Here is a 26750-nt window from a genome sequence, read left to right on the forward strand (position 1 = left end):
AGGTCTGGACCAATCGTCAAGAGGTCCAGACCAAAGTCGGCGTGCTTCCCTACACCCCCAACTCCTGTGCGAGCACCGCCGCTTGGACCCTGCTCCGCAGCGCCAGCTTCCCCAGCACCTTGCTGACGTGCGTCTTCACCGTCGCCTCCGCCATGTCGAGCCGTACCGCGATCTCCGCGTTCGACAGGCCCCGGCCGAGCGCCGAGAGGACCTCCCGCTCCCGGGGCGTCAGCGCGTCCAGGACGGCGGGGTCCGTTCCCCCCTCCGGCGCGGACGACCGCCCGGACGCGGCGAACTCCGCGATGAGCCTCCGCGTCACCGCCGGGGCGATCAGCCCCTCGCCGCGCGCCACCGTCCGCACCGCCTCGATCAGCTCCCGGGCCTCCGCGTTCTTCAGCAGGAAGCCCGCCGCCCCCGCCCGCAGCGCCCCGAAGACGTACGCGTCCAGGTCGAAGGTGGTCAGCACGAGCACGTCCGCGAGCCCCTCCGACACCACGATCCCGGTCGCCGTCACCCCGTCCATCCGGGGCATCTGCACGTCCATCAGGACCAGGTCCGGGCGCAGTTCGCGCGCCAGCTCCACCGCCCGCTCCCCGTCGGCCGCCTCCCCGACCACCTCGACGTCCGGCGCGCTGCCCAGGATCAGCACCAGGCCCGCCCGCACCGCGCTCTGGTCCTCGGCGACCACCACCCGCACCGTCATGCCCGCTCCTCGTCGCTCGCGTCCACGGGCAGCTCCGCCCGCACCCGCCACAGTCTCCTTCCCCCGCCGTCCGTCACCGGCCCCGCCCCGAAGACCCCGCCCAGCAGGGCCGTCCGCTCCCGCATCCCCACCAGACCCGCCCCCGAGCCGGGCGCGGTCGGCCCCGGGCGCTCCCCGAACGGACTGGTCACCTCGACCGTGAGCGCGCCCGGCTCCCGGGCGAGGACCACCCGGACCTCGCCGGGCGCCGCGTGCTTCAGTGCGTTCGTCAGCGACTCCTGCACGATCCGGTACGCCGCCAGCTCCACCGGCGCGGACAGTCCCACCGCGTCCTCCCGGACGTCCTCCAGGACGAGGACGAGACCGCTCGGCCGGGCGTTCGCCCGCGCCTGGTCGACCAGGGCGTCCAGGCCGGCGAGGGTGGGAGCGGCGGCCGGTTCGGCGTCCCCGCTGCCGTCCCTGAGGATGCCGATGAGCCGTCGCATCTCCGACAGGCCCGCCACGCTGTTCTCCCGGATCACGGTGAGCGCCTGCCGGGTGGTGCCCGGGTCGTCGAGGGAGAGCGCCGCCGTGGAGTGGATCGCGATCGCCGAGAGGTGGTTCGCCACCATGTCGTGCAGCTCGCGCGCCATCCGCGCCCGCTCGGCGACCACGGCCTGCGTACGGTCCATCTCTGCGAGCAGCGCCGTCTGTTCGGCCCGCAGCCGGGCGGCGTCCGCCGCCTCCCGGTGGTTGCGCACGACGGCGCCGGTCATCGCGGGCATGAAGGAGATCATGCCCGTGAGCACCCCGACGAGCAGGGCGATCGCGTTCTGCCACCAGACGAGGAAGCCGACCGTCACCGCGACCGTGACAAGGCCGGTCGTGTAGGGGACCCGGCGGGCGGTGGCGGGGTTCCCGTACACGACGGCCGCGTAGACCACGTCCGTGAACATCAGGACGGTGACCAGGTTCCCGTTGGTGAACTGGTCGCCGACGATCGCGAGCGTGCCGGCGAGGATCGCCGTCTGCGGCATCGTCCGGCGCACCGCCTCCGCCGAGGCCATCACCGCGAGCGGGACCAGCGCCGCCCACCGCTGGTCGAAGAGGCGGTCGCCCGTCGTGTAGAGCCCGAAGGACCACAGGAGCAGTCCGCAGGAGAGCCCGAGGAAGCCCATCAGCAGGTCGAAGCGGTGCGGGCGGGGGAGTCCCGTCGGGCAGGGGAGCGTCACGGGGCGGCGGGGCGTCACGTACTCATCCAACACGCCCCCGCGTGCGGGAACCTCCTCGTACGGGGCGATCCGGCCCTCCGTCGAAGGATGTAGACGGGATTCGTCACCGGTGACGACGAAACCGGCCCGGGCCGGCGGGACGCTGAGGGGGAACCGAAAGGGGAACCCTCGTGATCGTCACGCTGATCGTCGTCTGCGAGGTCGGCTTCTGGGTCCTGCTGGCCGCCGGCCTCGCCACCCGCTACCTGCTGAAGATGCCCCGGACGGGCCTGGCCCTGCTGCTCTGCGAACCCCTCCTGGAGGTCCTGCTCCTCGTCGTCACCGCGATCGACCTCAAGAACGGCGCCGATCCGAACTGGCGGCACGGCATCGCCGCGCTCTACATCGGCTACACCGTCGGCCACGGCCACCGCACCGTGAAGTGGCTCGACGGCCACGCCGCCCACCGCCTCGGCGGCGCCCCGCCGCCCGTGAGGCCCCCGCGGTACGGCATGGCCCGCGCCCGCCACGAGGGCGCGGTCTGGCTCGGCACGGTGACCGCCGCCGCCGTCGCCTCGGGCCTGCTGCTCCTGGCGGCCCGGTACGTCGGCGACGACGGGAACACCGACGGCCTGCGGAGCTGGATCCTCGTCGCCTGGCGGGCGGCCGGCATCCACGGCCTGATCGCGCTCAGCTACGCGATCTGGCCGAAGAAGGCGCCGGAGAACGCCCCGGAGCAGGCCCCCGGGAAGACTCCGGAGAAGGCACCCGGGAAGGCCTCAGCGGTCCCCGCCCGGCACCCACAGGACGTCCCCGACCTCCCGGTTGGCCGTGCGCGCGAGGATGAAGAGCAGGTCCGATAGCCGGTTGAGGTACGTGGCGGTCAGCGCGTTCATCGTCTCGCCGTGCACCTCCAGGGCCGCCCAGGTGGAGCGCTCCGCCCGCCGGACCACCGTGCACGCCTGGTGCAGCAGCGCCGCCCCGGGCGTGCCGCCCGGCAGGATGAAGGAGCGCAGCTTCTCCAGCTCCTCCAGGAAGCGGTCGCAGTCGGCCTCCAGCTTGTCCACGTACGTCTGCTCGACCCGCAGCGGCGGGTACTCCGGGTTCTCCACGACCGGGGTGGAGAGGTCCGCGCCGACGTCGAAGAGGTCGTTCTGGACGCGGACGAGGACCTTCACGACCTCCTCGTCGAGCTGCCCGAGGGCGATCGCCGTACCGATCACGGCGTTCGCCTCGTTGGCGTCGGCGTAGGCCGAGATCCGCAGATCCGTCTTGGCGGTCCGGCTCATGTCCCCCAGGGCGGTGGTGCCCTTGTCGCCGGTACGGGTGTAGATGCGCGTCAGATTGACCATGGCGCCAGCGTAGTCAGCCGCCCGCGTCCCGTGACGCGCGTGTGCCGACCGTCACGGCGGACGCCGCGCGCCCCCGCCCGGAACCCCGTACGGCCTGTCGTGAGTGTGACGTCCGTCAAAGAGGGCGTGACGCGCATTACTTAGCGGTCACATGGCGCCTCCGGACCGCTAATCTCCGCCGGAGAGCCAGAAGTGAACAGGCGTGGAGGGGTGGAACATCGTGGCCAGGAAGCTCGCCGTCATCGGGGCCGGACTCATGGGGTCCGGCATCGCGCAGGTCTCGGCACAGGCGGGCTGGGACGTCGTCCTGCGTGACGTCACCGACGCCGCCCTGACCCGCGGCACCGACGGCATCAAGGCGTCGTACGACCGCTTCGTCGCCAAGGGGAAGCTGGACGCCGCCGACGCGGAGGCCGCGCTCGGCCGGATCACGACCACCACCGAGCTGGAGGCCGTCGCGGACGCCGATGTGATCGTCGAGGCCGTCTTCGAGGACCTCGACGTCAAGCACGAGATCTTCCGCTCGCTCGACAAGGTCGCCAAGGACGGCGCCGTCCTCGCCTCGAACACCTCCGCGATCCCGATCACCAAGATCGCCGCGGTGACCGGGCGCCCCGAGGCCGTCGTCGGCGCCCACTTCTTCTCGCCCGTCCCGATGATGCAGCTCTGCGAGCTCGTCCGCGGCTACAAGACCAGCGACGCCACCCTCGCTGCCGCCCGCGAGTTCGCCGAGTCCGTCGGCAAGACCTGCATCGTCGTCAACCGCGACGTCGCCGGCTTCGTCACCACCCGGCTCATCGCCGCCCTCGTCGTCGAGGCCGCCAAGCTCCAGGAGTCGGGCGTCGCCACCGCCGAGGACATCGATATCGCCTGCAGGCTCGGCTTCGGCCACGCCATGGGCCCGCTCGCCACCGCCGACCTCACCGGCATCGACATCCTGGTGAACGCGGCCAACAACATCTACACCGAGTCCCAGGACGAGAAGTTCGCTCCGCCGGAGGTGATGCGCCGGATGGTGGACGCGGGTGACATCGGCCGCAAGAGCGGGCAGGGCTACTACACGTACTGAGCGGAACGTACTGAGCGGACCGGGGCCTCCGCACACACCGAACGAGTACGGAACCCGGTCCACCACCCCGCCCTCACTCCGTGGGGTGAATTTCGGTAGCGGATCGCTGACAAGGCGCAACGCTTCTGCCGGTGCGGCAGTCAGTTGTTGCGAAGACGGAGCACTCTCGGGGAGCGCATATGCACATCAGGGGCGACCATGTCGAGCTGGTCGTCGGGGGCCGCCTCGACGTCCGCAGCGCGGCGGACGCCCGTACGGTCCTGCACTCGGCCGTCGACGACGGAGTCGGCGACCTGGTGCTCGACCTGACAGGGCTCGACTCCTGGGACGCCACCGGGCTCGGCGTCATCATGGGCGCCCACCGGCGGGCCGGCCGCTGCGGCCGGCGCCTGGTCCTGCGCGGGGTGCCGCCCCAGATGCAGCGCCTCCTCGTCGCCACCCGGCTGCACCGCATCCTCGCCATCGAGGGCGGCCTCGCCCTGGAGTCGCTGCCCCGGGTCTGAGACCCGCCCCGGGGGCCGGCCCGAAGCGGACCCACGGCGCGCACCGGGCATCACGCCCCATCCTCACAAGACCGTGACGTCTTGGTCTCGGGAGCACCCCGACTGTTCCCGGGCGTCCCGGCACGGTCTAGGGTTTCGGCCGTCCGCACATTCGGCCGTCCGACGAGGACGCGACCCACCCGGCGGGCCCGCACACCGCTTCTTGGGGGCTAGGACCATGGACCCGATCAATCCTGGGTCGGAGGAGTACGGTCACGACACCGAGGGCGAGGAGGCCCGCCAGGGCCGTGGCGTGCCCGCACCCGCGCCCACGCCCGCGCGTGCCCGCGTCGTCCGGCTCGTCTCCGGGGAGCTCCTCCTCACCGTCAACCCCGTCGACGGCAGCGAGATCGAGCCCTGCCCGCCCGGACAGGCGCCGCAAGCGCCCCGCCCCCGCACCCCCGAGGAGCGCGCCGAGGCCGCCCGCGCCGCCGCCCCGTCCGTACCGCCCGGCCCGGCGGCCCCCGTCCTGCCGCTCCTCGAACGCCAGGAGGAGCGCGAGCGGCTCGCCGCGATCCTCGGCCGGGGCCGCTCCGCCCGGCTGCTCGGCGTCCCCGGCTCCGGCCGCACCGCCCTCCTGGACGCGGTCGCCGCCGACTGCGCCGACCTCGCCCCCGACGGCGTCGTCCGCCTCTCCGGCCACCACCGCACCGCCGGCGAACTCCTCCACGAGCTCTTCGACGCCGTCCGGCACGCCCCCGGCCACCGGCCCGACCGGCCCGCCCTCCTCGACCAGCTCCGCGGCGTCGGCGCCGTGGTCGTCGTCGACGACCTGGAGTTCGGCGGCGCCGCCCTCGACGAACTCCTCGCCGCCGCCCCCGAGTGCGCCTTCCTCCTCGCCGCGTCCCCGGACACCCCCGCGCCCTCGGCCGCCGCCCACCTGGAGGAGGTCCTCCTCGCCGGCCTCGGCCGCGGCGCCGCCCTGACGCTCCTGGAGAGCGCCGTCGGCCGCACCCTCACCGACGACGAGGCCAACTGGGCGGGCGACCTGTGGTTCGAGTCCGAGGGCCTGCCCCTCCGCTTCGTCCAGGCCGGCGCCCTGCTCCGCCAGCGCGACCGGCTGCGCGTCACCCCCGCCGAGTTCGACGCCTTCGGCGCCCTCGAAGAGGCCTTCGGACCCACCGACCCCGCAGCGGCGGCGAAGGCCGCGGCCGCCGCCTTCGACGGCGTCGACGACCCCGACGTCGAGCTGCGCGAGATACCGCTGCCCAGCCTCGGCGAGGGCGCCGCCCCCGCCGCCCTCCTCGCTTCCCGGCTCAGCCGCTCCGCCCAGACCGCCCTGCGCTTCGCCGTCGCCCTCGGCGGCGAGGTCCCGCACCAGGCCCACCTGCCGGCCCTGGTCGGCGACACCCACGCCGACGCCGCCCTCGGCGAGCTCATGGCCTGCGGCCTGCTCTCCCCGGCCGGCCCCCGCTACCGGCTCGCCGCCGGGGTCCTCACCCAGCTCCTCGCCCAGGGGTACGAGCCCGGGACCGCCGACCGCGCCCACACCGCCGCCCAGCACTACGCCTGGTGGGCCGCCCACCCCTCCGTCACCCCCGAGCGGGCCGCCGTCGAGTCCGACGCCCTGCTCGCCGCGCTCACCGCCCTCCTCCCCGGCAACACCGGCGACGCCGAAGCCGCCGCCGAGCAGCGGGCCACCGCCGTCCTCCTCGCCCGCGCCGCCGCCCCCGCCTTCGCCGCCGGACTGCACTGGGGCGCCTGGGAGCGGGCCCTGCGCGCCGGTCAGGAGGCCGCCCGGCTGACCGGGGACGTCGCGGAGGAGGCCTACTTCCACCACGAGCTCGGCGTCCTCGCGATCTGCGCGGGCAACCTGGAGCGGGCCCGCGCCGAACTGGAGGCCTCCATCGGCATGCGCGGCGTGCTCGCCGACAAGCCCGGCACCGTCGCCGGCCGCCGGGCGCTCGCCCTCGTCGCCGACCTCTCCCGGGAGCACACCGCCCCGGCCGCCCTCCGCGCCGAGGAGCCCGTCTCCCCGCCGCGCGGCACCCCGGCCGCCCGCCCGGTCCGCCCGGCCCCGGAACCGGCCACGGCCCCGCTGCCCGGCGGACCCGTACGGACCCCGGCCCCCGCCTTCCCCGGCTTCGGCAGCTTCGCCGGCTCCTCGGACAAGGGCCCGGAGCCCGCCACGAGCCCCGTCCCCGTCCCCGTCAAGGGCGGCGCCCGCCCCGGCCTCGGGAGCGGCATCCTCGACGGCGCCCGCCGCAACCTGGTCGCGGTCGGCGCGGGCGCGCTCCTCGTCGCCGTCCTCGGCACCGTCGTCACCCTCGGCGCCACCTCCGGCAACGGCGAGGACCCGGCCCCGCAGCGCGTCACCTCCGACAGCACCGCGACCCAGGGCGCCCCCGACGAGGAGACCGGGACCGACGAGACGCCCGAGGACGCCGAACCGGGGGAGACGGGCGAGCCCTCCGCCTCCGGCACCCCGAGCCCCTCCGGCTCTGGCGGCGCCCCGTCGTCCTCCGCCACGAGCCCCGGCGCCACCGGCGGCTCGCCCTCCTCCTCGGACGGCCCGTCGACGACGACGTCCCCGACGGAGACGACGCGGCCCACCTCTCCGACGTCGGGGCCGAGCACGTCCCGCCCGCCGACGTCCCCGAAGCCGAGTTCCTCGACGCCGACGACGCCGACGACCCCTCCGACGACGCCGCCCGTGACCCCGCCGACCACCGAACCGGAGCCGACGGAGACCACGGAGACGACGAGCCCGCCCGCCGGAGAGGGCAGCCCCAGCAATTCCGCCTCCGCCTCCCTCGGCAGCGCGCCCGCCCCCGCCGACCCCACCGCCACGGAGCCTCCCGCCTGACCCCGTACGCACGGAAGAAGGAACGGCCCCGGGTGTGGACACACCCGGGGCCGTTCCCGTACCGCTCCTAGAACAGGCGCAGCTTGTCGTCCTCGATGCCGCGCAGGGCGTCGTAGTCGAGGACCACGCAGCCGATCCCGCGGTCCGTCGCGAGGACCCTGGCCTGCGGCTTGATCTCCTGGGCCGCGAAGACGCCCTTGACCGGGGCCAGGTGCGGGTCGCGGTTGAGCAGCTCCAGATAGCGGGTGAGCTGCTCGACGCCGTCGATCTCGCCGCGCCGCTTGATCTCCACCGCGACCGTCGCGCCGTCCGAGTCCCGGCACAGGATGTCCACGGGACCGATCGCGGTCGGGTACTCGCGGCGGATCAGGGAGTAGCCCGCGCCGAGGGTCTCGATGCGGTCGGCGAGCAGCTCCTGGAGGTGCGCCTCCACACCGTCCTTGATGAGGCCCGGGTCCACGCCCAGCTCATGCGAGGAGTCGTGGAGGATCTCCTCCATCGTGATGATCAGTTTCTCGCCCGCTTTGTTGATCACGGTCCAGACGCCGGCCTCGGCGTCGGCACCCTCCTTGAGAGTGCACGGCGGGGACATCCAGTTGAGCGGTTTGTACGCCCGGTCGTCCGCGTGGATGGAGACGCTGCCGTCTGCCTTGACCAGGATCAGACGGGGCGCGGAGGGCAGGTGGGCGGTGAGCCGGCCCGCGTAGTCGACGGAACAGCGGGCAATGACGAGGCGCATGGTCGGCAACGCTACAAGACGGGCGCTCCTCCGCGCGATTCGGGCGGTGTCCGGACTTCGGAGGGGATCTTCATGAGCCGAACACCCGTCGGTTATCGGCCGGTTGTCTTCTCCATCTTCTGGTGCGGCCAGGACTGCGCGCTTACCGTGGAAGCTGGAGGTCGTCGTCCGTGCACGCTGCGTGGCGGACGGCCCGGCCTTCGCCCTGCCCGCAAGACCCCGTCCGCGGGGTCGCGAGAGGAGAACCCATGTCGCTCGACGTCTCACCGGCCCTGTTGGAACAGGCCGAGCGAGGCGAGGTCGACGAAGCCGACTTCGTCGACTGCGTCCGGACCTCCCTGCCCTACGCATGGGAGATGATCAGTTCTCTGGTGGCCCAGCTGAAGGTCGACGGCGGAGAGTTCGCCGACAACCAGACGCCGCCGCCGAATGAGCAGGCACGTGGTCAGCTGCTGCGCGCACTCGCGAGCGACGCCATCCGTGGCGCCCTGCAGCGGCACTTCGGGGTGCGTCTCGCGTTCCAGAACTGCCACCGGGTGGCGGTCTTCCCGCTGGACCCGGCGGTGGACGACCGGCTCGCCCGCTTCACGTCCATCAGGGGGCAGCTGCTCAACCAGTCCCCGGAACTGCGCGACTGCTGAGACATGGTGCTGCCGCTCCCCGTCGCGGGAGAAGGGGGCCGGCGCGTGTCGACGCGCACCGGCGCGAAGGGATGCCGGAGCGGCAGCACAGTCACCGGGAGGACGGGACCGCGCGGCTCCGCACCGGAGGCCCGCCGCTTTGTTGCCGGGATCCCGCCGCCTCACACCAGGAGCGGCAGGACCTCCGCGCCGAGGCGCCGGACGTTCTCCTCGGTCGCCGCGAGGTCGCCCGAACCCTCCGCGAGCAGGGCGAAGCGCGTGATGCCCGTGCGCTCCGCCGTCGCCGCCAGCCGGTCCGCCGCGAGCCGGGGCGTGCCCACCGGGTGCAGTCCGCACAGCAGCTCCGTGTACGCCACGGGGTCCCGCATCGAGCGCTGCCGGCCGTCCACGGTCACGTGCGCGTCGAGCCCCTGCCTCAGCCAGCCGGGCATCGCCTTCACCAGCGCCTCGGCCGCGTCCTCGCGCCGGTCCGCGAGCTGGGCCACCCCCGCCGACACGTGGTGGGAGCCGATCCGCGCGGTCTCGTCCGGGTCCCGCCCGGCCTCCCGCGACCAGCGCGTCCAGGCCGCGACCATCTCGGCCTTGTCCTCGTCGCCGCAGTGCATCCCGAGCAGCATCGGAAGGCCGCGCTCGGCGGCCAGCCGCACGCTCTTCGGCGAGGTGCAGGCCACCACCACCTCCGGGGCCGCCTCCCCGCCGATCAGCTCGTCCGGCCGGGGCACCACCGGCACCTCCCGGAAGGAGAACCGCTCCCCTCCGGCGCCGACGCGCGGCTCGGTCAGCCAGCGGAGCAGCAGGTCGAGCGATTCGGGGAACCCCTCCTCGTACGCCTCCAGACCCGCGCCGAACACCTCCAGGTCGACCCACGGCCCGCCCCGGCCCACCCCGAGGGTGAACCTGCCGCCCGAGGTGAGGTGCAGCAGCGCCGCCTGCTCGCCCAGGGCGACCGGGTGGACGGTCGGCAGCACGCTCACCGCCGTGCCGACCCGCAGCCGCCGGGTGCGGCCGAGCAGCAGCGCCGCCAGCGTCACGGCCGAGGGACACACCCCGTACGGCACGAAGTGGTGCTCGGCCAGCCAGACGGAGTCGAGCCCCGCCTCCTCGGCGACCTCGGCGGTCCGCACCGCACGGTGCAGCGCCTCTCCCTGTCCCTGGCCCGGGAACTGGGCGGCCAGAACGAACGTACCCACGCGCATCGCCTTGTGCCTCCTTGCGGCCGACGCGAATCTCCCCCTCGCACTGGCAACAACGCCTGACACGTGCCAAAGGCAACGGCCGTTGATGAAGTTCTTGCGATTTTCGGCAGGGCCCCCGCCCACCGGGCCCGGGGCACCGCGTGGCGGCCCGTAGGCTGGAGGGAACCGTCCGTGTTCCCCGATCCCGTGAGGTGTGTGCCCGTGTCCCCGCGTCACAACCGCGCCCGAGGCCGCGACCAGTCCGAGCCGCAGGGCGACCACGGCGACCGGTACGGCGGGGCGCAGCGCACCGAGAGCTGGCAGGGCGAGGAGTGGTACGTCCGCCTCGTCGCCGGGGCCAGCGCGCCCGGCAAGCGCTACCGCTGCCCCGGCTGCGACCAGGAGATCCCGGGCGGCGCCCCGCACGTGGTCGCCTGGCCGGAGTACGGGGGAGTGGACGACCGGCGCCACTGGCACAAGGCCTGCTGGAACGCGAAGGACCGCCGCACCAGCCGGGTGCAGCGGTCCCGCAACGCGCCGAGGTACTAGGGAGTACCGGCCCGCCTACACGTCCCGGCTGTTCAGCAGGGCGTAGGCGCCGGCGAGCGCCACCGCCGCCGTGCCCCCCATGATCAGCAGCGGCTCCCAGCCGGCCGGACCGTCCTCGCCGAACGGCGGCCGCGAGCTGTAGAGCGCGATCATCTGCGAGGGGATCGCGTACGTGAACAGCCACTCCTGCACCGACTTCAGCGCCTGGGAGAACATGAAGAGGGCCGCCACCAGCGGCAGGAGCAGCAGGCCGATCATCACCGTGATCGCACCCGCCGAGTGCCGGATGACCGTGCCGATCGCCAGCGACAGCAGACCGAGCGCGGCCAGGTAGGCGCCCGCGCCGACCGTCGCGCGCAGCCACTCGCCGCCCGTCGGCTCCGCCCCGTCCACCATGGCGACCTGCGCCACCGCGATCAGCGTCGCCACCACCGTGGTGACCGTGAAGACCAGCAGGAAGAAGACGATCGCCTTCGCGGTGAGCACCCGGGCCCGGCTCGGGCAGGCCGTCAGCGTCGTGCGGATCATGCCCGTGCCGTACTCCGAGGCGATCGTGAGCACCCCGAGCGTGATCACGCAGATCGACGCCGGCAGCATGCCGAAGAAGCCGAACGCGAGCGCGGTCTCCTCGTTCATCGGGGCCTCGGAGGCCGAGGCGATGGCCGCCACGCCCAGGCCGATGACCGCCATCAGCAGGATCATGACGCCGAGCGTCCACAGGGTCGAACGCACCGAACGGATCTTCGTCCACTCGGAGGCGAGGGCGTCCCCGAGGTTCGCCCGGCGGACCGGGATGGGGGAGACGTAGGCGTGCGGCGCCGGGACGTGCTGCGGGTGGACGGGGGCGGTCATCGGGCGTCCTCGGTGGTGTCGCCCGGCCGGGGAGCGGCCGGAGGGGCGTACGGGGCCGGCGCGGGAGCGTGGCCGGGAGCCTGCGGCGCCGTGGCGTACGGGTTCTGTCCGGGCGGCGGCGGGGCGTACCAGCCCTGCTGCGGCACGTCCTGGACCACCGGGCGCGGCGGTGTCCCGTACCCCGGCTGCCCGGGCTGGAGCGGCGGCTGGAGATGGGCGAGCCGGTCGTCGGTGGAGCGGTAGTCCACGGCGCCCTGCGTCAGGCGCATGTACGCCTCCTCCAGGGACGCCTGGTGCGGGGACAGCTCCCAGAGCCGTACGTCCGCGCCGTGCGCCAGGTCGCTGATCCTCGGCAGGGGCAGGCCGGTCACCCGCAGCGCCCCGTCCGGCTCGGAGAGGACCTGGCCGCCGGCCTCCGCCAGGGCTGCCGTCAGCTTCTCCCGCTGCGCCGGCTCGGTCCCCGGCGTCCGCACCCGGGCGAAGTCGGCGGAGTTGGCCGAGATGAACTCCTTGACGCTCATGTCCGCCAGGAGCTGCCCCCGGCCGATCACGATCAGGTGGTCCGCCGTCAGCGCCATCTCGCTCATGAGGTGGCTGGAGACGAAGACCGTCCGGCCCTCGGCGGCCAGCTTCTTCATCAGGTTCCGCACCCAGAGGATGCCCTCGGGGTCCAGACCGTTGACCGGCTCGTCGAAGAGCAGCACCTGCGGATCGCCGAGGAGGGCCGCCGCGATGCCGAGCCGCTGGCCCATGCCGAGCGAGAAGCCCTTCGAGCGCCGCTTGGCCACGTCCTGGAGGCCGACCACGCCGAGGACCTCGTCGACCCGCTGCGCCGGGATGCCCGCGAGCTGGGCGAGCGAGAGGAGGTGGCTGCGCGCGCTCCGGCCGCCGTGCACGGCCTTGGCGTCGAGGAGCGCGCCCACCTGCCGGGGCGCGTTCGGCAGCTGCCGGAAGGGATGGCCGCCGATCGTCACATGGCCCGCCGAGGGCCGGTCGAGCCCCAGGATCATCCGCATCGTCGTCGACTTCCCGGAGCCGTTGGGCCCCAGGAAGCCGGTCACCACGCCGGGCCTCACCCGGAAGGAAAGGTCGTACACGGCCGTCTTGGCGCCGTAGCGCTTCGTCAGGCCGACTGCCTCGATCATTCTGCAGCCCCATCGACAGGTCGGTCGGATCCGTGCCGGGGCGCGGCGTCCGTCGGCCGGAGCCCCCCGTATGAGCTAGGAGCTTATCGAGCCGTTGACGGTTCCGGCCAAACAGAGGGTGATCAGGCGTCCCGCTGCTTCAGCACCAGATAGCCGCCGAGGAGCGACGCCGCCACCCAGAGCACCATGATCCCGAGCCCGCCCCACGGGCCGTACGGCGCCTCCTCCGTGTTCATGGCGTCCGGCACGACCTGCATGATCTTCGAGCCCGCCTGGTCCGGGAAGTAACGCGCCACCTCCTTGGCCTTCGGCACCGCCGCGAGGATGTTCGAGACCAGGAGGAGGAACGGCATCAGGATGCCGAGCGACAGCATCGACGAGCGCAGCATCGTCGCCACGCCCATGGAGAACACGGCGATCAGCCCCATGTAGAGCCCGGCGCCGACCACCGCGCGCAGCACGTTCTCGTCACCGATCGAGGCACCGCGCCCGCCGAGCAGCGCCTGCCCGAGGAAGAAGGTCAGGAAGCTCGTGGCGAGCCCCACCAGGAAGGCGAGCCCGCCCGCCACCGCGATCTTCGAGAAGAGGAAGGTCGCGCGCTGCGGCACGGCCGCCAGCGAGGTGCGGATCATGCCCGAGGAGTACTCGGTCCCCACCACCAGGACGCCGAAGACCACCATCGCCAGCTGGCCGAGGACCATCCCGGAGAAGCTGATCAGGGTCGGGTCGAAGGTGAGCCGCTCCGCCTCGTTCAGATCGTCGAAGGTGGAGCTCACCAGGGCGCTCACCCCCGCGCCCATCGCCACCGTGACGAGGAAGGCGCTCGCCAGCGTCCAGACGGTCGACGACACCGTCCGGATCTTGGTCCACTCGGACTGGAGGACCGCGGATGCCGCTGCCATCGTTCAGGCTCCCTTGGTGGTCGTGCCCCACTGGGGGCCGGGCGCCGGCGCGCCGCCGTGTACATCGGTGCCGTGCGCGTGGTACTCCACCGCGCCCGCCGTCATCTGCATGAAGGCCTCTTCGAGGGAGGCGCGCTGGGCGCTCAGCTCGTGCAGCACGATGCCGTTCTCGGCCGCCAGCTCGCCCAGCTTCTCGGTCGTCGCCCCGTCCACCTCCAGGACGCCGCCGCCCGCCTCGACCACGACGAAGCCGTCGGCGTGCAGCACGTCCCGCAGCCGCTCCTGCTGCGGCGAACGCAGCCGGGCATAACTCCGGGAATTCTGCTGGATGAAATCCGCCATCGACGTGTCGGCCAGCAGTTTTCCCTGTCCGATCACGATCAGGTGATCGGCCGTCAGCGCCATTTCACTCATCAGATGGCTGGAAACGAAGATCGTCCGGCCTTCGGCCGCCAACGCCTTCATGAGATTGCGGATCCAGTGAATTCCCTCGGGGTCCAGACCATTGACGGGTTCGTCGAACATCAGGATCTCGGGATCACCGAGGAGCGCCGAGGCGATGCCGAGCCGCTGCCCCATGCCGAGGGAGAAACCCTTCGACTTCTTCTTCGCGACCGGCGTCAGACCCACCAGGCCGAGCACCTCGTCCACCCGCGCCCGCGGGATGCGGTTCGACTCCGCCAGGCACCGCAGGTTGTTGTACGCGGAACGGCCGCCGTGCATCGCCTTGGCGTCGAGCAGCGCCCCGATGTGCTTCAGCGGCTCGTGCAGCTCCCGGTAGTGCTTCCCGTCGATCCGGACCGTCCCGCTCGTCGGGTTGTCCAGGTCCAGCATCATCCGCATCGTCGTCGACTTGCCCGCCCCGTTCGGCCCGAGGAAGCCGGTCACCACGCCGGGGCGTACCTGGAAGGAGAGGTGGTCGACCGCGGTCTTCGTCCCGTAGCGCTTGGTCAGGCCCTCAAGCTCGATCATGCGTACAACCTACGGGCGCGCAAAACCCTCCGCCACCGGAATGACGGAGGGTTCGCGGGCCGTTGCCGAGTCGTTGTCCGACGTGCCGTCAGCGCGTCTGCTGGGCCGGGACGCCGGCCTGGCGCTCGTCGTCGATCGGGGAGCCGGCCGCCGCCACCGCGGCACCGGTCAGCGTCGCCAGCATCTCGCGGACGTTGGTCAGCTGCGCGTTGATGGAGTCCCGGCGGTTCGTCAGGGCCGCCAGCTCGCGCTCCGATTCGCTGCGGATGCGGTCGGCCTTGGCGTTCGCGTCGGCCACGATGTCCTCGGCCTGGCGCTGCGCGGTCTCCACCGTCTGGCGGGCCCGGCGCTCCGCGTCCGTACGCAGCTTCTCGGCCTCCAGGCGGAGCTGCTCGGCCCGGTGCTCGATCTCGGCCAGGCGCTTCTCGGCCTTCGCCTGGCGCGAGGCCAGGTCCCGCTCCGACTGCTCGCGGCGCTTCGCCAGGTTGGTCTCGAAGTCCGCGGCGGCCTGGGCGGCCTTGGCGCGGGTCTCCTCGAAGAGGGCGTCCGCCTCCTCGCGCTTCGACTGCGCGTCCTTCTGCGCCTCGGCGCGCAGCGAGTTGGCCTCGCCCTGCGCCTTCTCGACGATCCGGACGCCCTCGTCCTCGGCCTTGGCCTTGCGGTCCGAGGCGAACGTCTCCGCGTCGTTGCGCACCTGCTGGGCGGCCGACTCGGCCAGCTCGCGGTGCTGCTCGGCGGCGCGACGGGCCTCCTCGCGCAGGTCCTTCGCCTCCTCCTCGGCGAGCCGGAGGATCTTCTCGACCCGGGCGCCGAGCCCCGCGTACGACGGCTCGGCGTCGGTGACCTGTGCCTGGGCGTTCTGCGTTTCGAGGTGGAGCTCCTCGATGCGCTTCTCCAAAGAGGTGATGCGCGAAAGAGCACTGTCGCGGTCGGCCACGAGCTTGGTAATGCGGTCGTCCACCTGACCGCGGTCGTAACCGCGCCGCACGAGCTCGAAGCCGAAGGGGGAGGAAGTGTCGCTCATGGGGTTCCTGTCGAATGAGACCGGTGAGGTGTTAGAGGGAATCCTAGGGGCCGAAGCGGCGTGTCATCGAGCGTATGCCTGTTTGGTCTGGAGAATGTCCAGCCTTTTGAGTGGCTAGCCGTCCTGTGACTTGCCACTCGTACGGGTGGAACCGGCCGAAGCCCCCGCCCTGGTGCCGATCCCCCCGGCCGGCTTCGCGCCCCCCGGCGCCTCGAAGGACTCCAACGCCTCCAGCACGTCCTGGACACGGGAGATCTCGGCGTTGATGTCCTTGCGCCGGCGCACCAGCACCTCCAGCTCGCGCTTGCCCTCCGCGATCGTCTCCGCGGCCTCGGCCTCCGCCTCGGCCCTGATCCGCAGGGCCTCCGCCTTGATGGCCTCGGCCTCCGCGACGAGCGACGCCTTCTTCTGCTCGGCCTCCTTGAGCAGCCCGTCGGCCTTCCGCACCGCCGCGATCCGGACCTTGCTCGCCTCCGAACTCGCTTCGGAGACCAGCTCCTTCGCCTTCTCCTCGGCCTCGGCGCGCTGCTCCGTCGCCGCCTTCACGAGCTTGTCGACCCGCTCGCCGGCCGTCTTCATCTGCTCGGCCGTCTCGCGCCGCGCCCGGTCGTGCAGCTCCTCGATCTCGCCCTCGATCCGGCCCCGCAGCTCCTCGGCCCGCTCCCTTATGGCCGTCGCGTCGCTGCGCGCCCCGACCAGGAGCTCGTCCGCGTCCGTACGGGCCTTCTCCACCAGCGAGTTGCCCTCGACGGTCGCCTCGGCGACGATCCGCCCTGCCTCCTTGCGGGCCGCGCCCACCATCAGGTCCGCCTGCGACTCGGCCTCCGTGGTGGCGCGCAGCGCCTCCTCCCGGGCCTTGTCGATGAGCTGGTCCGCCTGCTCGGCCGCGTCCGAACGCTTCTTGGCCCCGGCCTCCCGCGCCTCGTCGAGGACCCGGTCCGCCTCCTCGCGGGCCTCCGAGCGCATCCGCTCGGCCGCCGCCTCGGCGTCCGCCTTCAGCCGCTCCGACCCGGCGCGGACCTCCTCGGCGTCCCGCCGCGCGGAAACCGTCGTGGCCTCCGCCCCGGCGCGCGCCTCCGCCACGACCGACTCGGCCAGCTCGGCGGCCTCGCGGGTGAGGCGCTCGGCCTGGCTCGTGGCCTCGGCGATGAGCGCGTCGGCCTGCTCGGCCGCGTCGCTGCGGCGCTTGTCGGCGGCCTTGCGGGCCTCGTCGAGGACCTGCTCGCCGTCCGCGAGGGCCGCGGCCCGCAGCGCCTGGGCGTGCGCCTCGCCGTCGGTCCTGACCTGCTCGGCCTCGGCGCGGATGCGCCGGGCGTCCTGCTCGGCCGTCTCCATCAGCTCGACCGCCTCGGCGGTGAGCCGCTCGGCCTCGGCCGTCGCCCCGGACGTGACCCGCTCGGCCAGCTCGGCGGCCTCGCGGGTGAGGCGCTCGGCCTGGCTCGTGGCCTCGGCGATGAGCGCGTCGGCCTGCTCGGCGGCGTCGGCGCGGCGCTTGTCGGCGGCCTTGCGGGCCTCGTCGAGGACCTGCTCGCCGTCCGCGAGCGCGGCCGCCCGCAGCGCCTCCGCGTGCGCCTCGCCGTCCGTCCTGACCTGCTCGGCCTCGGCGCGGATGCGCCGGGCGTCCTGCTCGGTCGTCTCCATCAGCTCGACCGCCTCGGTGGTGAGCCGGTCCGCCTCGGCCCGCGCCTCGCCGACCACCGTCTCGGCCCGCTCCGCGGCCTCCGAACGGATCCGGTTCGCGTCGTCCCGGGCGTCCGCCCGCGTACGGGCCGCGTCCTGCTCGGCCGAGGCCAGCGAATCCGTCACCTCGGTCCGCACCCGCTGCGCGTACTCGGCGGTGTCCGCCCGCAGCTTCTCCGACTCGGCGAGCGCGTCCGTGACCGTCCGCTCGGCCAGCGCCTTCGCGGCCTCGGACTCCTCCTGGGCCCGTGCCCGGACGCCGGCCGCGTCCTCGGTCGCCCGCTCCCGCTCCTCGTACGCCTCGGCGCGGACCCGGTCCGCCTCCCCCTGCGCCTCGGTGCGCGTCCGCTCGGCGGCGTGCTCGGCCGCCGACCGCAGCCCCGCGATCTCCTCCTCGGCCTGCTCGCGCAGGCCGGCCACCGAGTCCCGCACCTCCTGGGCGGTCTGCTCGGCCGCCGTGACCATCTCGGTCGCCCGCGCGTCCGCCTCCTCGACCAGGCGCTGCGCCTCGGTCTGGGCGTCCTCGACCCGCTTGCGGGCCGCCGCGAGCAGCTCCTCGGACTGCTCGCGGGCCAGCTCGCGCTCCCGGCCGGCCTCGGAACGCGCCGATTCGAGCGTCTCCTCGGCCTCCCGGCGGCGCCGTACGGCCTCCTCCTGCGCGGCGGCCAGCGCCTCGGCGGCCTCGGCGGCCACCCGCTCGGCGGCGGCCGCGGCCTCCGCCCGCACCCGGTCGGCGGTCTCCTGGGCCTCCGACCGCAGCCGCTCGGCCTCGTCGGACGCCTCCGTGCGCAGCCGTACGGCCACGGCCTCGGCCTCGGCGCGCGCGGTGCCCGCGTCCGCCGCCGCCTCGATCCGCAGCCGCTCGGCCTCCTGCTCGGCCTGCTCCCGCAGGACGCGGATGCGCTCGGCGGCCTCGGTCCGCAGCCGCTCCGTCTCCTCGGCGGCCTCGCGCCGGATCCGCTCGCCCTCGGCGCGCGCGTCGGTGAGCTCCTCCCCGGCGGCCGCGACCTTCGCCCCGGCCTCGGTGTGCAGCCGGGTCAGCTCCTCGGCGGCCTCCGCGCGCCGGGCCTCGGCGGCCCGCTCGGCGTCCGCGCGCAGCCCCGCCGCCGCCGTCTCGGCCGCGGTCCGCACCGACTCGGCCTGCTCCTCGGCCTCGGCGCGCAGCCGCTCGGCCTCGGCGCGGGTGCGCTCCAAGGTCTCCTCGGCCTGGGCCCGGAGCGTCTGGGCGCGCTCCATCGCCTCGGACTTGACCCGCTCGCTCTCCGCGCCGGCCTTCGTCCGCAGTTCCTCGGCGTCCGTACGGGCCTTGGACAGCAGCTCCTCGGCGGTCCCGGCCGCCTCCTCGATCTGCTGGAGGGCCTCGCGGCGCGCCTCGCCGCGGATCCGCTCGCCCTCGTCGATGGCCTCGCCGCGCAGCTGCTCGGCCTCGCCGCGCAGCCGCCGCGCCTCCTCCTGGAGCTCGACGGTCTTGGCGCGGTACTCCTTGGTGTCGTCCTTCGCCGAACCGAGCAGCTCGTCCGCCTGCTCCTCGGCCTGGGCGCGCAGCCGGTCGGCCTCGGTCTCGGCCTCCCGGCGGACCCGCTCGGCCTCCTCGGCGGCCTTGCGGGTGGTCTCCCGGGCGTCCTCGGACGCCTTGGTGAGGATCTCCTCGGCGCTGCGGGCGGCCTTGGCGAGCGCGGCGGCGGAGTCCTCGGCGGCGGCCGTACGGGCCTTGTCGGAGGCCTCCGCGACCAGCTTCTCCGCCTCGGCGCTCGCCTCGCGCAGCTTCTCCTCGGCCTCGGCCTTGAGGGTCTCGGCCTCCTTGGTGGCCTCGCCGACGAGCCGGGCGATCTCCGCCTTGGCCGTACGGGTGCGCTGCTCGTTGACCGACTCGGCGGAGGTGAGCTGCCGGGCGGCGGTCTCCTTGGCCTCGGTAAGCGCCCTCTCGGCCTCGGTACGGGCGGTCCGCAGCCTCTCCTCGGCCTCCTGCATCCGCTGCTCGGCGGCGCGGGACAGCTCGGTGGCCTGGCGGCGGGCCTGGTCGGCCTCGGCCGCGGTGGAGGAGCGGAGCTGCTCGGCGTGGCTGGTGGCCTCCTGGGCCTGGCCCGCGGCGTTGGCGAGGAGCCGCTCGGCGTCCTTGCGGGCGCGCAGCAGGATCGCCTCGGCCTCGGCACGGGCGGCCTCGGCGTCGGCGCCGACGCGGCGGCCGGTCTCCTCGGCGAGCCGGGTGGCCTCGGCGCGGGCGGTGGCGAGCGCCTGCTCGGCCTCCGCGCGGGACTCCTCCAGCAGCCGGCGGGCCTGGGACTCCGTACGGGCGCGCAGCTGCTCGGCCCAGGCGACGTTCTCGTTGACGTGCGCCTCGACGGTCTGGCGGCGCTCGTTCAGCTCCTGGTCCAGCTGCTGACGGCGCTGGACGGCCTCGTTGTGCAGCTCGGCCTGGAGCCGGGCCTGGTGCTCGGCGTGCTCCTGGAGGATGCGCTGGGTCTGGGCGCGGGCCTCGCGCAGCTCGCGCTCGGCGTCCTGGCGGAGCTGCTCGGCCTGCGCCTGCGCGTTCCGCAGCATCTGCTCGGCCTGGTAGCCGATGTCGGCGCTGTCGTACGCGGGCCGGGACGCGATGGTGCGGCGCGCCTCGTGGAGCTTGGCGCGCAAGACCTCGACCTGGTAACCGAGGTCCTCGGCGTGCTGGACGGCCTTTTCCCGCTCGGTCTTCAGCCGGTCCATCTCGGCTTCGAACCGGGCGAGATGGTCGTCTTCAGCTCGGTGGCTCTCCTGGCGTTCGTAGCCCCGCACTGCGCGGTCCCATCCTTCCCCGAGCTCTCAACGCGTTCGAGCGGGGAAGAACCCAACCCTGGTCGCGACACTCAACGAGCGCCGCCCCCTCGGCCGGGGACGGGCCCCCGGGGAATCGTGGCAGATCGGACGACCCCGACATCCCGACTTGGGTGCCACGCGGAGCGGCCCCGACCGGCCCCGGCCCGGAGCCGCCCACTCTACCGGGCCGGGAATCCGGAGGTCAGTGCTCCGCTGAGGAGTGGTCAGCCGACGGCTTCGCCGAGGTGACCAGTTCCGTGAGGACGCCGTGGCAGTCCTTGGGGTGCAGGAAGGTGATCCGGGAGCCCATGGAGCCGGTCCGCGGCTCGTCGTAGAGGACCCGGACGCCCTTGCCGCGGATGGCCTCGGCGTCCCCGTCGACGTCGGCGGTGCCGAAGGCGATGTGGTGCACGCCCTCGCCGTTCTTGGCGAGCCACTTGCCCACCGCCGAGTCCTCCCGGGTCGGCTCCAGGAGCTGGAGGTAGGAGGCCCCGCCGTCCGAGGTCCCGTTGATCTTGAGCATGGCCTCGCGGACGCCCTGCTCCTCGTTGACCTCGGTGTGGAAGACCTCGAAGCCGTAGGTCGCGCGGTAGAACTCGACGGTCGCGTCGAGGTTGAAACAGGCGATCCCGATGTGGTCGATTCGCGTCAGCATGGGTCCAGTGCATCCCCGAAGGGGCGGTTACGCAACGTGCGCGCCGTCACACCGTCGCGCCGATGACCGGGTGCCGGACCCCTCAGTACATTGGCGGTAAACCCTCGTTCACTTCTCATCCCTAGGGGCCGTGCCTCATGTCTGGAACGACCGGTACCACCTCAGTGATCGTCGCGGGCGCCCGTACGCCCATGGGTCGCCTGCTCGGTTCGCTCAAGTCCTTCTCGGGCGCCGACCTCGGCGGCTTCGCCATCAAGGCCGCCCTCGACCGGGCCGGCATCGGCGGAGACCAGGTGCAGTACGTGATCATGGGCCAGGTGCTCCAGGCGGGCGCCGGTCAGATCCCCGCCCGCCAGGCCGCCGTCAAGGCCGGCATCCCGATGAACGTCCCGGCCCTCACCATCAACAAGGTGTGTCTCTCCGGGCTCGACGCCATCGCCCTCGCCGACCAGCTCATCCGCGCCGGCGAGTTCGATGTGGTCGTCGCCGGCGGCCAGGAGTCGATGACCAACGCCCCGCACCTGCTCCCGAAGTCCCGCGAGGGCTACAAGTACGGCGCGATCGAGATGCTCGACTCCATGGCGTACGACGGCCTCACCGACTCCTTCGACGCCGTGGCCATGGGCGAGTCCACCGAGCGGCACAACACCCGCCTCGGCATCGAGCGCCCCGCCCAGGACGAGATCGGCGCCCTGTCGCACCAGCGCGCCGCCGCCGCCCAGAAGAACGGCCTCTTCGAGGCCGAGATCACCCCGGTCGAGATCCCGCAGCGCAAGGGCGACCCGGTGATCTTCGCCAAGGACGAGGGCGTCCGCCCGGAGACCACCACCGAGACCCTCGGCAGGCTCCGTCCCGCCTTCGCCAAGGACGGCACGATCACCGCCGGCACCTCCTCGCAGATCTCCGACGGCGCCGCCGCCGTCGTCGTGATGAGCAAGGCCAAGGCCGAGGAGCTGGGCCTGGAGTGGATCGCCGAGATCGGCGCCCACGGCAACGTGGCCGGTCCGGACAACTCCCTCCAGTCGCAGCCGGCCAACGCCATCCTGCACGCCCTGAAGAAGGAGGGCCTGGGCGTCAACGACCTCGACCTGATCGAGATCAACGAGGCCTTCGCCGCAGTCCTCGTCCAGTCGATGAAGGACCTCGGCGTCACCTCCGACAAGGTGAACGTCAACGGCGGCGCCATCGCCCTCGGCCACCCCATCGGCATGTCCGGCGCCCGGGTCGTGCTCCACCTCGCCCTGGAGCTCAAGCGGCGCGGCGGCGGCGTCGGCGCGGCGGCCCTGTGCGGCGGCGGCGGCCAGGGCGACGCCCTGATCGTTCGCGTGGCCGGCAAGTAAGCACCCAGGCAAGGAGCTCTGCACATGGTGGACGTCCCCGCACTCGTCGCCCAGGCGCGCGAGGGCAGGCCCCGGGCCGTGGCCCGGCTCATCTCGCTGGTGGAGGGGGCGTCCCCGCAGCTCCGTGAGGTGATGGCGGCGCTCGCGCCGCTCACCGGCGGCGCGTACGTGGTGGGCCTGACCGGCTCTCCCGGCGTCGGCAAGTCCACCTCGACGTCCGCGCTCGTCTCCGCGTACCGCCGGGCGGGGAAGCGGGTCGGCGTCCTGGCCGTCGACCCGTCCTCCCCGTTCAGCGGGGGAGCGCTGCTCGGCGACCGGGTCCGGATGTCGGACCACGCCTCCGACCCGGGCGTCTACATCCGCTCCATGGCCACCCGGGGGCACCTGGGTGGCCTCGCCTGGTCCGCCCCGCAGGCCATCCGCGTCCTGGACGCGGCCGGCTGCGAGGTGATCCTCGTGGAGACCGTCGGCGTCGGGCAGTCGGAGGTCGAGATCGCCTCCCAGGCCGACACCTCGGTGGTCCTGCTCGCGCCGGGCATGGGCGACGGGATCCAGGCCGCGAAGGCGGGCATCCTGGAGATCGGCGACGTGTACGTGGTGAACAAGGCCGACCGGGACGGCGCGGACGCCACCGCCCGCGAGCTCAACCACATGCTCGGCCTCGGGGAGTCGCGCGGGCCGGGCGACTGGCGGCCGCCGATCGTGAAGACGGTCGCGGCGCGCGGCGAAGGCGTCGACGAGGTCGTGGAGGCCCTGGAGAAGCACCGCGCCTGGATGGAGGAGCACGGGGTCCTGGCGGAGCGCCGCAGGGCCCGGGCGTCGCACGAGGTCGAGACCATCGCGGTCACGGCCCTGCGCGAGCGGATCGGGGACCTGCGCGGCGACCGGCGCCTGGACGCGCTCGCGGAGCGGATCACGGCGGGCGACCTCGACCCGTACGCGGCCGCCGACGAGCTGGTGGCGGAGCTGACGGGCAACTGAGCGGCACGTGCGCGAGAGGGCCTCCCCGGATCACCGGGGAGGCCCTCTCGCGCACGGCGGGGACCTACGGCTTGCCGCGGCGTCCGCGGAGCTGCTCCGCGACCGGCTTCAGGGACTCGTGGAGGTCGCCGAGCGCCTCGGGGGTGAGCTGGTCGATGAAGTGCCGGCGCACCGACTCCACGTGGTGCGGGGCGACCTTGCGCATGGTCTCCATGCCCTGGTCGGTGAGGACGGCGTACAGGCCGCGCCGGTCGGACTCGCAGTTCTCGCGCCGGACCAGGCCGGCGTTCTCCATCCGGGTGATCTGGTGGGAGAGGCGGCTCTTCGACTGGAGGGTGGCCGCGGCGAGGTCGCTCATGCGCAGCCGGCGCTCGGCCGACTCGGAGAGGTTCACCAGGATCTCGTAGTCGTTCATCGTCAGGCCGAAGGGCTGGAGGTCCTTCTCCAACTGGTGCGTCAGCATCCTCTGGACGTCCAGGAAGGTGCGCCAGGCACACTGCTCGCCGTCGGTGAGCCACGGGGTGGCCGTCTCGGTCTCCATATGTGGATTCTACCTAAGAAGTTGAATTCTTGACGAAATCTGGGAGCGTGACGCCGGGCACCCGGGGCCCCACCCGGGCGCTTTCCCCACTCCGCCGCGGGCGCAGGCGTTCGAGGGCGTCACGGTCCGCAGACTACCGCTCACAGCCCGAAGCGACGCTGGAGGTCCCCCAGCTGGCCGGGAAGGCGCGGTGCCGAACCCTGCTGCCCGTGGCCTGAACCGTACCCGCCGTGACCGCCGGGAACGCCCGCCTGGGCCGGGGGAGCACCGGCGTCCCGCTCCGCCATCAGCAGCTCCGTGGACTGGAGCAGCACCGTGCCCGCCCCCACGAACTCGAACTGGTGCTCCTCGCCCGAGGTGCCGCCCAGGCCCGTCAGGGACCGCAGGCCGCCCATCACGCCCGTCAGATAGCCGTGGTCGTAGTGGTGGCACGGCGAGGGGCAGTCCGCCCAGCCGACGAGCGCCTGCGGGTCCACCCGCATCGGCGGCTCCATGAAGACCACCGGACCGTTCGACGCCGCCACGAACTTGCCCGTCCCGATCAGCGTCACGAAGCCCGGCACGATCGACTGCTTCAGCGCCAGGGTCGGCTGGTAGGCCAGCAGGTTCCCGGACCGGATCGTCAGGTTGCCCTCGTCCAGGTCGAAGGAGTTCACGTCGAAGGCCCGGTCCGCGAGCAGCATCTTCCCGCTGCCCTCGGCCACCACCCAGTCGCTCGCGTGCAGCGGCGAGTGGAAGGACGTCCGCACCAGCCGGTCGAGCCGCCCGTGCCCGATGCCGTTGAACTCGATCCGCCCGTAGTAGGCGATCATCTTGCCCTTCTGGAGGAACCACTGGGATCCCTTGAGCTCCACGCAGAAGGTGTACGGATTGACGTTGTCGTCCGACGGCAGGGTCTGCGGATCGTGGATGACAGGGGTGCTCACAGCTTCTCCTCCGAGGCCTGGACGTACACCGCGCCGCTGCCACTCAGCTCCAGCTGGAACGCCTCGCCCGAGCCGCGCCCCACCATGTCCCGCCAGCCGAGCGCGGTGGAGAGCTTGTTCCGCACGTCGCCGTGGTGGGCCACGTACGCCTGCGGGTCCACGTGCACCGGGCGGCCCGGGACGATCGGCAGCTCGATCACGCCGCCGTGCGCCATCACGGCCACCGAGCCGTGGCCCTTCAGGGTGGTGGTGAAGAGGCCCTGGCCGGTCACCTGGCCCCGGACCATGCCCATGACCCCGCCCTGCGAGCCCATGAACATCGTGCCCTGCTCCAGGGTCCCGTCGAAGGCGAGCAGCCGGTCGGCCTCGACGTACAGGGTGTCGCCGGTCAGCGCGATCACCTGGATGTGGTGGCCGCCGTGCCCGAACATCACCGTGCCGCTGCCCTCGACCGTCATCAGCGGGGTCGCCTCGCCGGCCGCCCGGCGCCCGATCATCGACATCAGGCCGCCCTGGCCGCCCGCCGTGTTCGGCGTGAAAGTGACGTCACCCCGGTACGCCAGCATCGCGCCGCGCTGACTGAACATCCGCTGCCCCGGGACGACGGTCGCCTCGACCATCTTCGAGTTGATCTCGCGGAACGGCATCAGACGTCGCCTCCGATCGTGTTCCGCTCGCTGGGCTGGACGTACACCAGGCCGTCCCCCTCGAAGCGGATCTGGAAGGCCTCGCCGCCGCCCTCGCCCATGAAGGTGCGGAAGGTCACGCCCGACTGGAAGTGCTGCTGGAGGTTGCCCTGGTGGGCGATGTACGCGCCGGGGTCGACCTGGAGCGGGTACTGCGGGGTCACCCGCAGCACCACCGCCGGACCGTCCGACATGATCGCCGCCTGGCCCGTCCCCTCCACGGTCGTGGTGAAGAGGCCGTTGCCGGTGGCCCCGCCGCGCAGGCCCGTGAAGGTGGTGCCGGTGCGCAGCCCCGCGTCGGTGCAGAGCAGATTGCTCGCCTCCACCCAGAGCTTGTCGCCGTGCAGGGAGACGAGGTTGATCTCGGAGGCCCGGTCGGCGAACCAGCAGGTCCCCTGCCCGCGCACCTCCATCACCTCCATCTGCTCGCCCGTGAGCCGGCGGGTGACCATGCCGCGCAGGCCCTCGCCGCCCCCGCTCATCTTCTTGAACGCCATCTGGCCGTCGTAGGCGACCATCGAGCCGTTCTTCGCCTTCACGGCGTCGCCGGTCAGGGAGACGGCGAGCACCTTGCTGCCTTGGAGTCGGAACGTTGCCACCCGCTGAAGGTACTGGGGACCCGGATAAAGAGACAGCAAAGTCACCGTGCACAATGGACGGGCCCTTGTGCATCCATTCACAAGATCGCGTCACGAGACCGAACGAAGGTGATCCCCTCCGTGGACATCAAGACCGCCTCCTCCCTCCACCGGCTCCGGCTCGTCTCCGCGCCGGAGGCCGTCTCGTTCCTGCTCCTGCTCGTCTGCTCGGTGCTCAAGCGGACGACGGAGTTCAACGCGGTGCCGGTCATGGGGGCCGTCCACGGCATCCTGTTCGTCCTGTACGTGCTCTTCTGGCTGGACGCCTGGAACCGCACCAAGTGGAGCTTCGGCACCGCCGCCCTCTACTTCGTCCTCTCGGTGCTGCCCCTGGGCGGCTTCTACGCCGAGCGGAAGCTGAAGCGCGAGGCCGAGGACGCGGTCATCGCGTCCCGCGCCCGCCGTGAGGGCACGGTGAACGCGTGATCGTCGCCTTCTCGGTGACTCCGCTCGGCGTGGGCGAGGAGGTCGGCGAGTACGTCGCCGACGCCGTCCGGGTCGTCCGCGAGTCCGGCCTGCCGAACCGCACCGACGCCATGTTCACCTCGATCGAGGGCGAGTGGGACGAGGTGATGGACGTCGTCAAGCGCGCCGTCGCCGCCGTCGAGGCACGCGCGCCCCGCGTCTCCGTCGTCCTCAAGGCCGATATCCGTCCCGGCGTGACGGACGGCCTGACCGCGAAGGTCGCGACCGTGGAGCGCCACCTCGGCGCCTGACGCCCGCCCCGCCCCGCTTCCCGAGGCCCCGCTCCTGTCCGGAGCGGGGCCTCGTCGTCCACCCCAGGAGGCCCGCCGGCGGACCGGCGGCCGGGGCGACCGAAGGACGAGACGGGGCTGACCGCCATGTTCCCCA

26 protein-coding genes are annotated in these 26750 nt (G+C 73.1%); 10 read left to right on the plus strand and 16 right to left on the minus strand.

Translation table 11 applies throughout. The features are described 5' to 3' along the window. Positions 1–49 precede the first annotated feature (49 nt). Positions 50–703 carry a response regulator transcription factor gene (locus tag AB0398_RS03270; RefSeq protein WP_366371957.1) on the minus strand — a complete coding sequence of 218 codons (654 nt, stop codon included), beginning with the start codon at positions 701–703 and terminating at the stop codon, positions 50–52. Beyond that, complete coding sequence (locus tag AB0398_RS03275; protein ID WP_366372348.1) at positions 700–1860, minus strand: histidine kinase; 1161 nt, start codon at positions 1858–1860, stop codon at positions 700–702. Before AB0398_RS03275 ends, AB0398_RS03270 begins: the two co-directional genes overlap by 4 nt. 224 nt (positions 1861–2084) lie before the next feature. Here AB0398_RS03275 and AB0398_RS03280 point away from each other — a divergent pair, with 224 nt between their 5' ends. Further along, entirely contained in the window at positions 2085–2756 is a 672-nt protein-coding gene (locus AB0398_RS03280; protein ID WP_366371959.1) for a hypothetical protein, read from the plus strand. Here AB0398_RS03280 and AB0398_RS03285 read toward each other — a convergent pair. Further along, complete coding sequence (locus AB0398_RS03285; RefSeq protein WP_366371960.1) at positions 2673–3245, minus strand: cob(I)yrinic acid a,c-diamide adenosyltransferase; 573 nt, start codon at positions 3243–3245, stop codon at positions 2673–2675. The two genes, AB0398_RS03280 and AB0398_RS03285, sit on opposite strands and share 84 nt — an antisense overlap. Positions 3246–3465: 220 nt before the next feature. Between AB0398_RS03285 and AB0398_RS03290 the strand changes: the two genes are divergently transcribed. The 3 genes from AB0398_RS03290 to AB0398_RS03300 all read left to right on the plus strand — a co-directional run bounded on the left by AB0398_RS03290 (position 3466) and on the right by AB0398_RS03300 (position 7662). Next, on the plus strand, positions 3466–4314 hold the full coding sequence (locus AB0398_RS03290) for a 3-hydroxyacyl-CoA dehydrogenase family protein (RefSeq protein WP_366372349.1): 849 nt from the start codon (positions 3466–3468) through the stop codon (positions 4312–4314). Positions 4315–4493: 179 nt separating this feature from the next. Continuing rightward, complete coding sequence (locus AB0398_RS03295) at positions 4494–4817, plus strand: STAS domain-containing protein (protein ID WP_030210572.1); 324 nt, start codon at positions 4494–4496, stop codon at positions 4815–4817. Positions 4818–5034: 217 nt separating this feature from the next. Beyond that, a complete protein-coding gene (locus AB0398_RS03300; protein WP_366371962.1) occupies positions 5035–7662 on the plus strand; it encodes an ATP-binding protein in 2628 nt (875 codons plus the stop codon). A gap of 67 nt (positions 7663–7729) precedes the next feature. On the opposite strand, the gene nucS is transcribed toward AB0398_RS03300, so the two are convergent. After that, positions 7730–8401, minus strand: coding sequence for an endonuclease NucS (nucS, locus tag AB0398_RS03305; protein ID WP_366371964.1), 672 nt, complete (start codon positions 8399–8401; stop codon positions 7730–7732). A gap of 248 nt (positions 8402–8649) precedes the next feature. Between nucS and AB0398_RS03310 the strand changes: the two genes are divergently transcribed. Further along, positions 8650–9042, plus strand: coding sequence for an SCO5389 family protein (locus AB0398_RS03310; protein WP_030218823.1), 393 nt, complete (start codon positions 8650–8652; stop codon positions 9040–9042). Positions 9043–9203: 161 nt separating this feature from the next. Here AB0398_RS03310 and AB0398_RS03315 read toward each other — a convergent pair whose 3' ends face one another. Then, the gene (locus AB0398_RS03315) at positions 9204–10238 is read right to left on the minus strand and encodes an LLM class flavin-dependent oxidoreductase (RefSeq protein WP_366371965.1); all 1035 of its coding nucleotides are present in this window, start codon (positions 10236–10238) and stop codon (positions 9204–9206) included. Positions 10239–10439: 201 nt separating this feature from the next. Here AB0398_RS03315 and AB0398_RS03320 point away from each other — a divergent pair, with 201 nt between their 5' ends. Then, complete coding sequence (locus AB0398_RS03320) at positions 10440–10766, plus strand: ATP/GTP-binding protein (protein WP_366371967.1); 327 nt, start codon at positions 10440–10442, stop codon at positions 10764–10766. Positions 10767–10781: 15 nt separating this feature from the next. Here AB0398_RS03320 and AB0398_RS03325 read toward each other — a convergent pair whose 3' ends face one another. The 7 genes from AB0398_RS03325 to mce all read right to left on the minus strand — a co-directional run bounded on the left by AB0398_RS03325 (position 10782) and on the right by mce (position 20786). Next, positions 10782–11618: an ABC transporter permease subunit gene (locus AB0398_RS03325; RefSeq protein WP_366371969.1), complete on the minus strand. Its 837-nt coding sequence runs from the start codon at positions 11616–11618 to the stop codon at positions 10782–10784. Beyond that, positions 11615–12763 carry an ATP-binding cassette domain-containing protein gene (locus AB0398_RS03330; protein ID WP_366371971.1) on the minus strand — a complete coding sequence of 383 codons (1149 nt, stop codon included), beginning with the start codon at positions 12761–12763 and terminating at the stop codon, positions 11615–11617. The genes AB0398_RS03325 and AB0398_RS03330 overlap by 4 nt, the downstream gene beginning before the upstream one ends. Before the next feature lie 122 nt (positions 12764–12885). Beyond that, on the minus strand, positions 12886–13665 hold the full coding sequence (locus AB0398_RS03335) for an ABC transporter permease (RefSeq protein WP_366371973.1): 780 nt from the start codon (positions 13663–13665) through the stop codon (positions 12886–12888). A gap of 3 nt (positions 13666–13668) precedes the next feature. Then, positions 13669–14637, minus strand: coding sequence for an ABC transporter ATP-binding protein (locus AB0398_RS03340; protein WP_366371975.1), 969 nt, complete (start codon positions 14635–14637; stop codon positions 13669–13671). Between the two features lie 88 nt (positions 14638–14725). Then, a complete protein-coding gene (locus AB0398_RS03345; protein ID WP_366371977.1) occupies positions 14726–15661 on the minus strand; it encodes a cellulose-binding protein in 936 nt (311 codons plus the stop codon). A 114-nt stretch (positions 15662–15775) separates the two neighbouring features. Continuing rightward, positions 15776–20110: a polarized growth protein Scy gene (gene scy, locus AB0398_RS03350; protein WP_366371979.1), complete on the minus strand. Its 4335-nt coding sequence runs from the start codon at positions 20108–20110 to the stop codon at positions 15776–15778. Positions 20111–20333: 223 nt separating this feature from the next. Beyond that, positions 20334–20786 (minus strand): methylmalonyl-CoA epimerase, encoded by a 453-nt coding sequence (gene mce / locus AB0398_RS03355; protein ID WP_366371980.1) that lies wholly within the window; start codon positions 20784–20786, stop codon positions 20334–20336. Positions 20787–20923: 137 nt separating this feature from the next. Here mce and AB0398_RS03360 point away from each other — a divergent pair, with 137 nt between their 5' ends. Both AB0398_RS03360 and meaB read left to right on the plus strand, forming a co-directional pair. Further along, a complete protein-coding gene (locus AB0398_RS03360; RefSeq protein ID WP_366371982.1) occupies positions 20924–22126 on the plus strand; it encodes an acetyl-CoA C-acetyltransferase in 1203 nt (400 codons plus the stop codon). Between the two features lie 24 nt (positions 22127–22150). After that, a complete protein-coding gene (gene meaB / locus AB0398_RS03365) occupies positions 22151–23107 on the plus strand; it encodes a methylmalonyl Co-A mutase-associated GTPase MeaB (RefSeq protein ID WP_366371984.1) in 957 nt (318 codons plus the stop codon). Between the two features lie 64 nt (positions 23108–23171). On the opposite strand, the gene AB0398_RS03370 is transcribed toward meaB, so the two are convergent. From AB0398_RS03370 to AB0398_RS03385, 4 genes are all read right to left on the minus strand, one after another. Next, positions 23172–23648 carry a MarR family transcriptional regulator gene (locus AB0398_RS03370; protein ID WP_366371986.1) on the minus strand — a complete coding sequence of 159 codons (477 nt, stop codon included), beginning with the start codon at positions 23646–23648 and terminating at the stop codon, positions 23172–23174. A gap of 140 nt (positions 23649–23788) precedes the next feature. Next, entirely contained in the window at positions 23789–24574 is a 786-nt protein-coding gene (locus AB0398_RS03375; RefSeq protein WP_366371988.1) for an AIM24 family protein, read from the minus strand. Then, entirely contained in the window at positions 24571–25221 is a 651-nt protein-coding gene (locus AB0398_RS03380) for an AIM24 family protein (RefSeq protein WP_366371989.1), read from the minus strand. The genes AB0398_RS03375 and AB0398_RS03380 overlap by 4 nt, the downstream gene beginning before the upstream one ends. Then, entirely contained in the window at positions 25221–25859 is a 639-nt protein-coding gene (locus tag AB0398_RS03385) for an AIM24 family protein (protein WP_121833451.1), read from the minus strand. The genes AB0398_RS03380 and AB0398_RS03385 overlap by 1 nt, the downstream gene beginning before the upstream one ends. Positions 25860–25979: 120 nt before the next feature. Here AB0398_RS03385 and AB0398_RS03390 point away from each other — a divergent pair, with 120 nt between their 5' ends. Next, positions 25980–26324 carry a DUF3817 domain-containing protein gene (locus tag AB0398_RS03390; RefSeq protein ID WP_030218767.1) on the plus strand — a complete coding sequence of 115 codons (345 nt, stop codon included), beginning with the start codon at positions 25980–25982 and terminating at the stop codon, positions 26322–26324. Next, positions 26321–26614, plus strand: a complete 294-nt coding sequence (locus AB0398_RS03395; RefSeq protein ID WP_366371991.1) for an MTH1187 family thiamine-binding protein — start codon at positions 26321–26323, stop codon at positions 26612–26614. Before AB0398_RS03390 ends, AB0398_RS03395 begins: the two co-directional genes overlap by 4 nt. The last annotated feature ends 136 nt before the right edge of the window (positions 26615–26750 follow it).

The organism is Streptomyces sp. NPDC086147, assembly GCF_040702165.1.
In the GTDB taxonomy this organism is placed as follows: Bacteria; Actinomycetota; Actinomycetes; order Streptomycetales; family Streptomycetaceae; genus Streptomyces.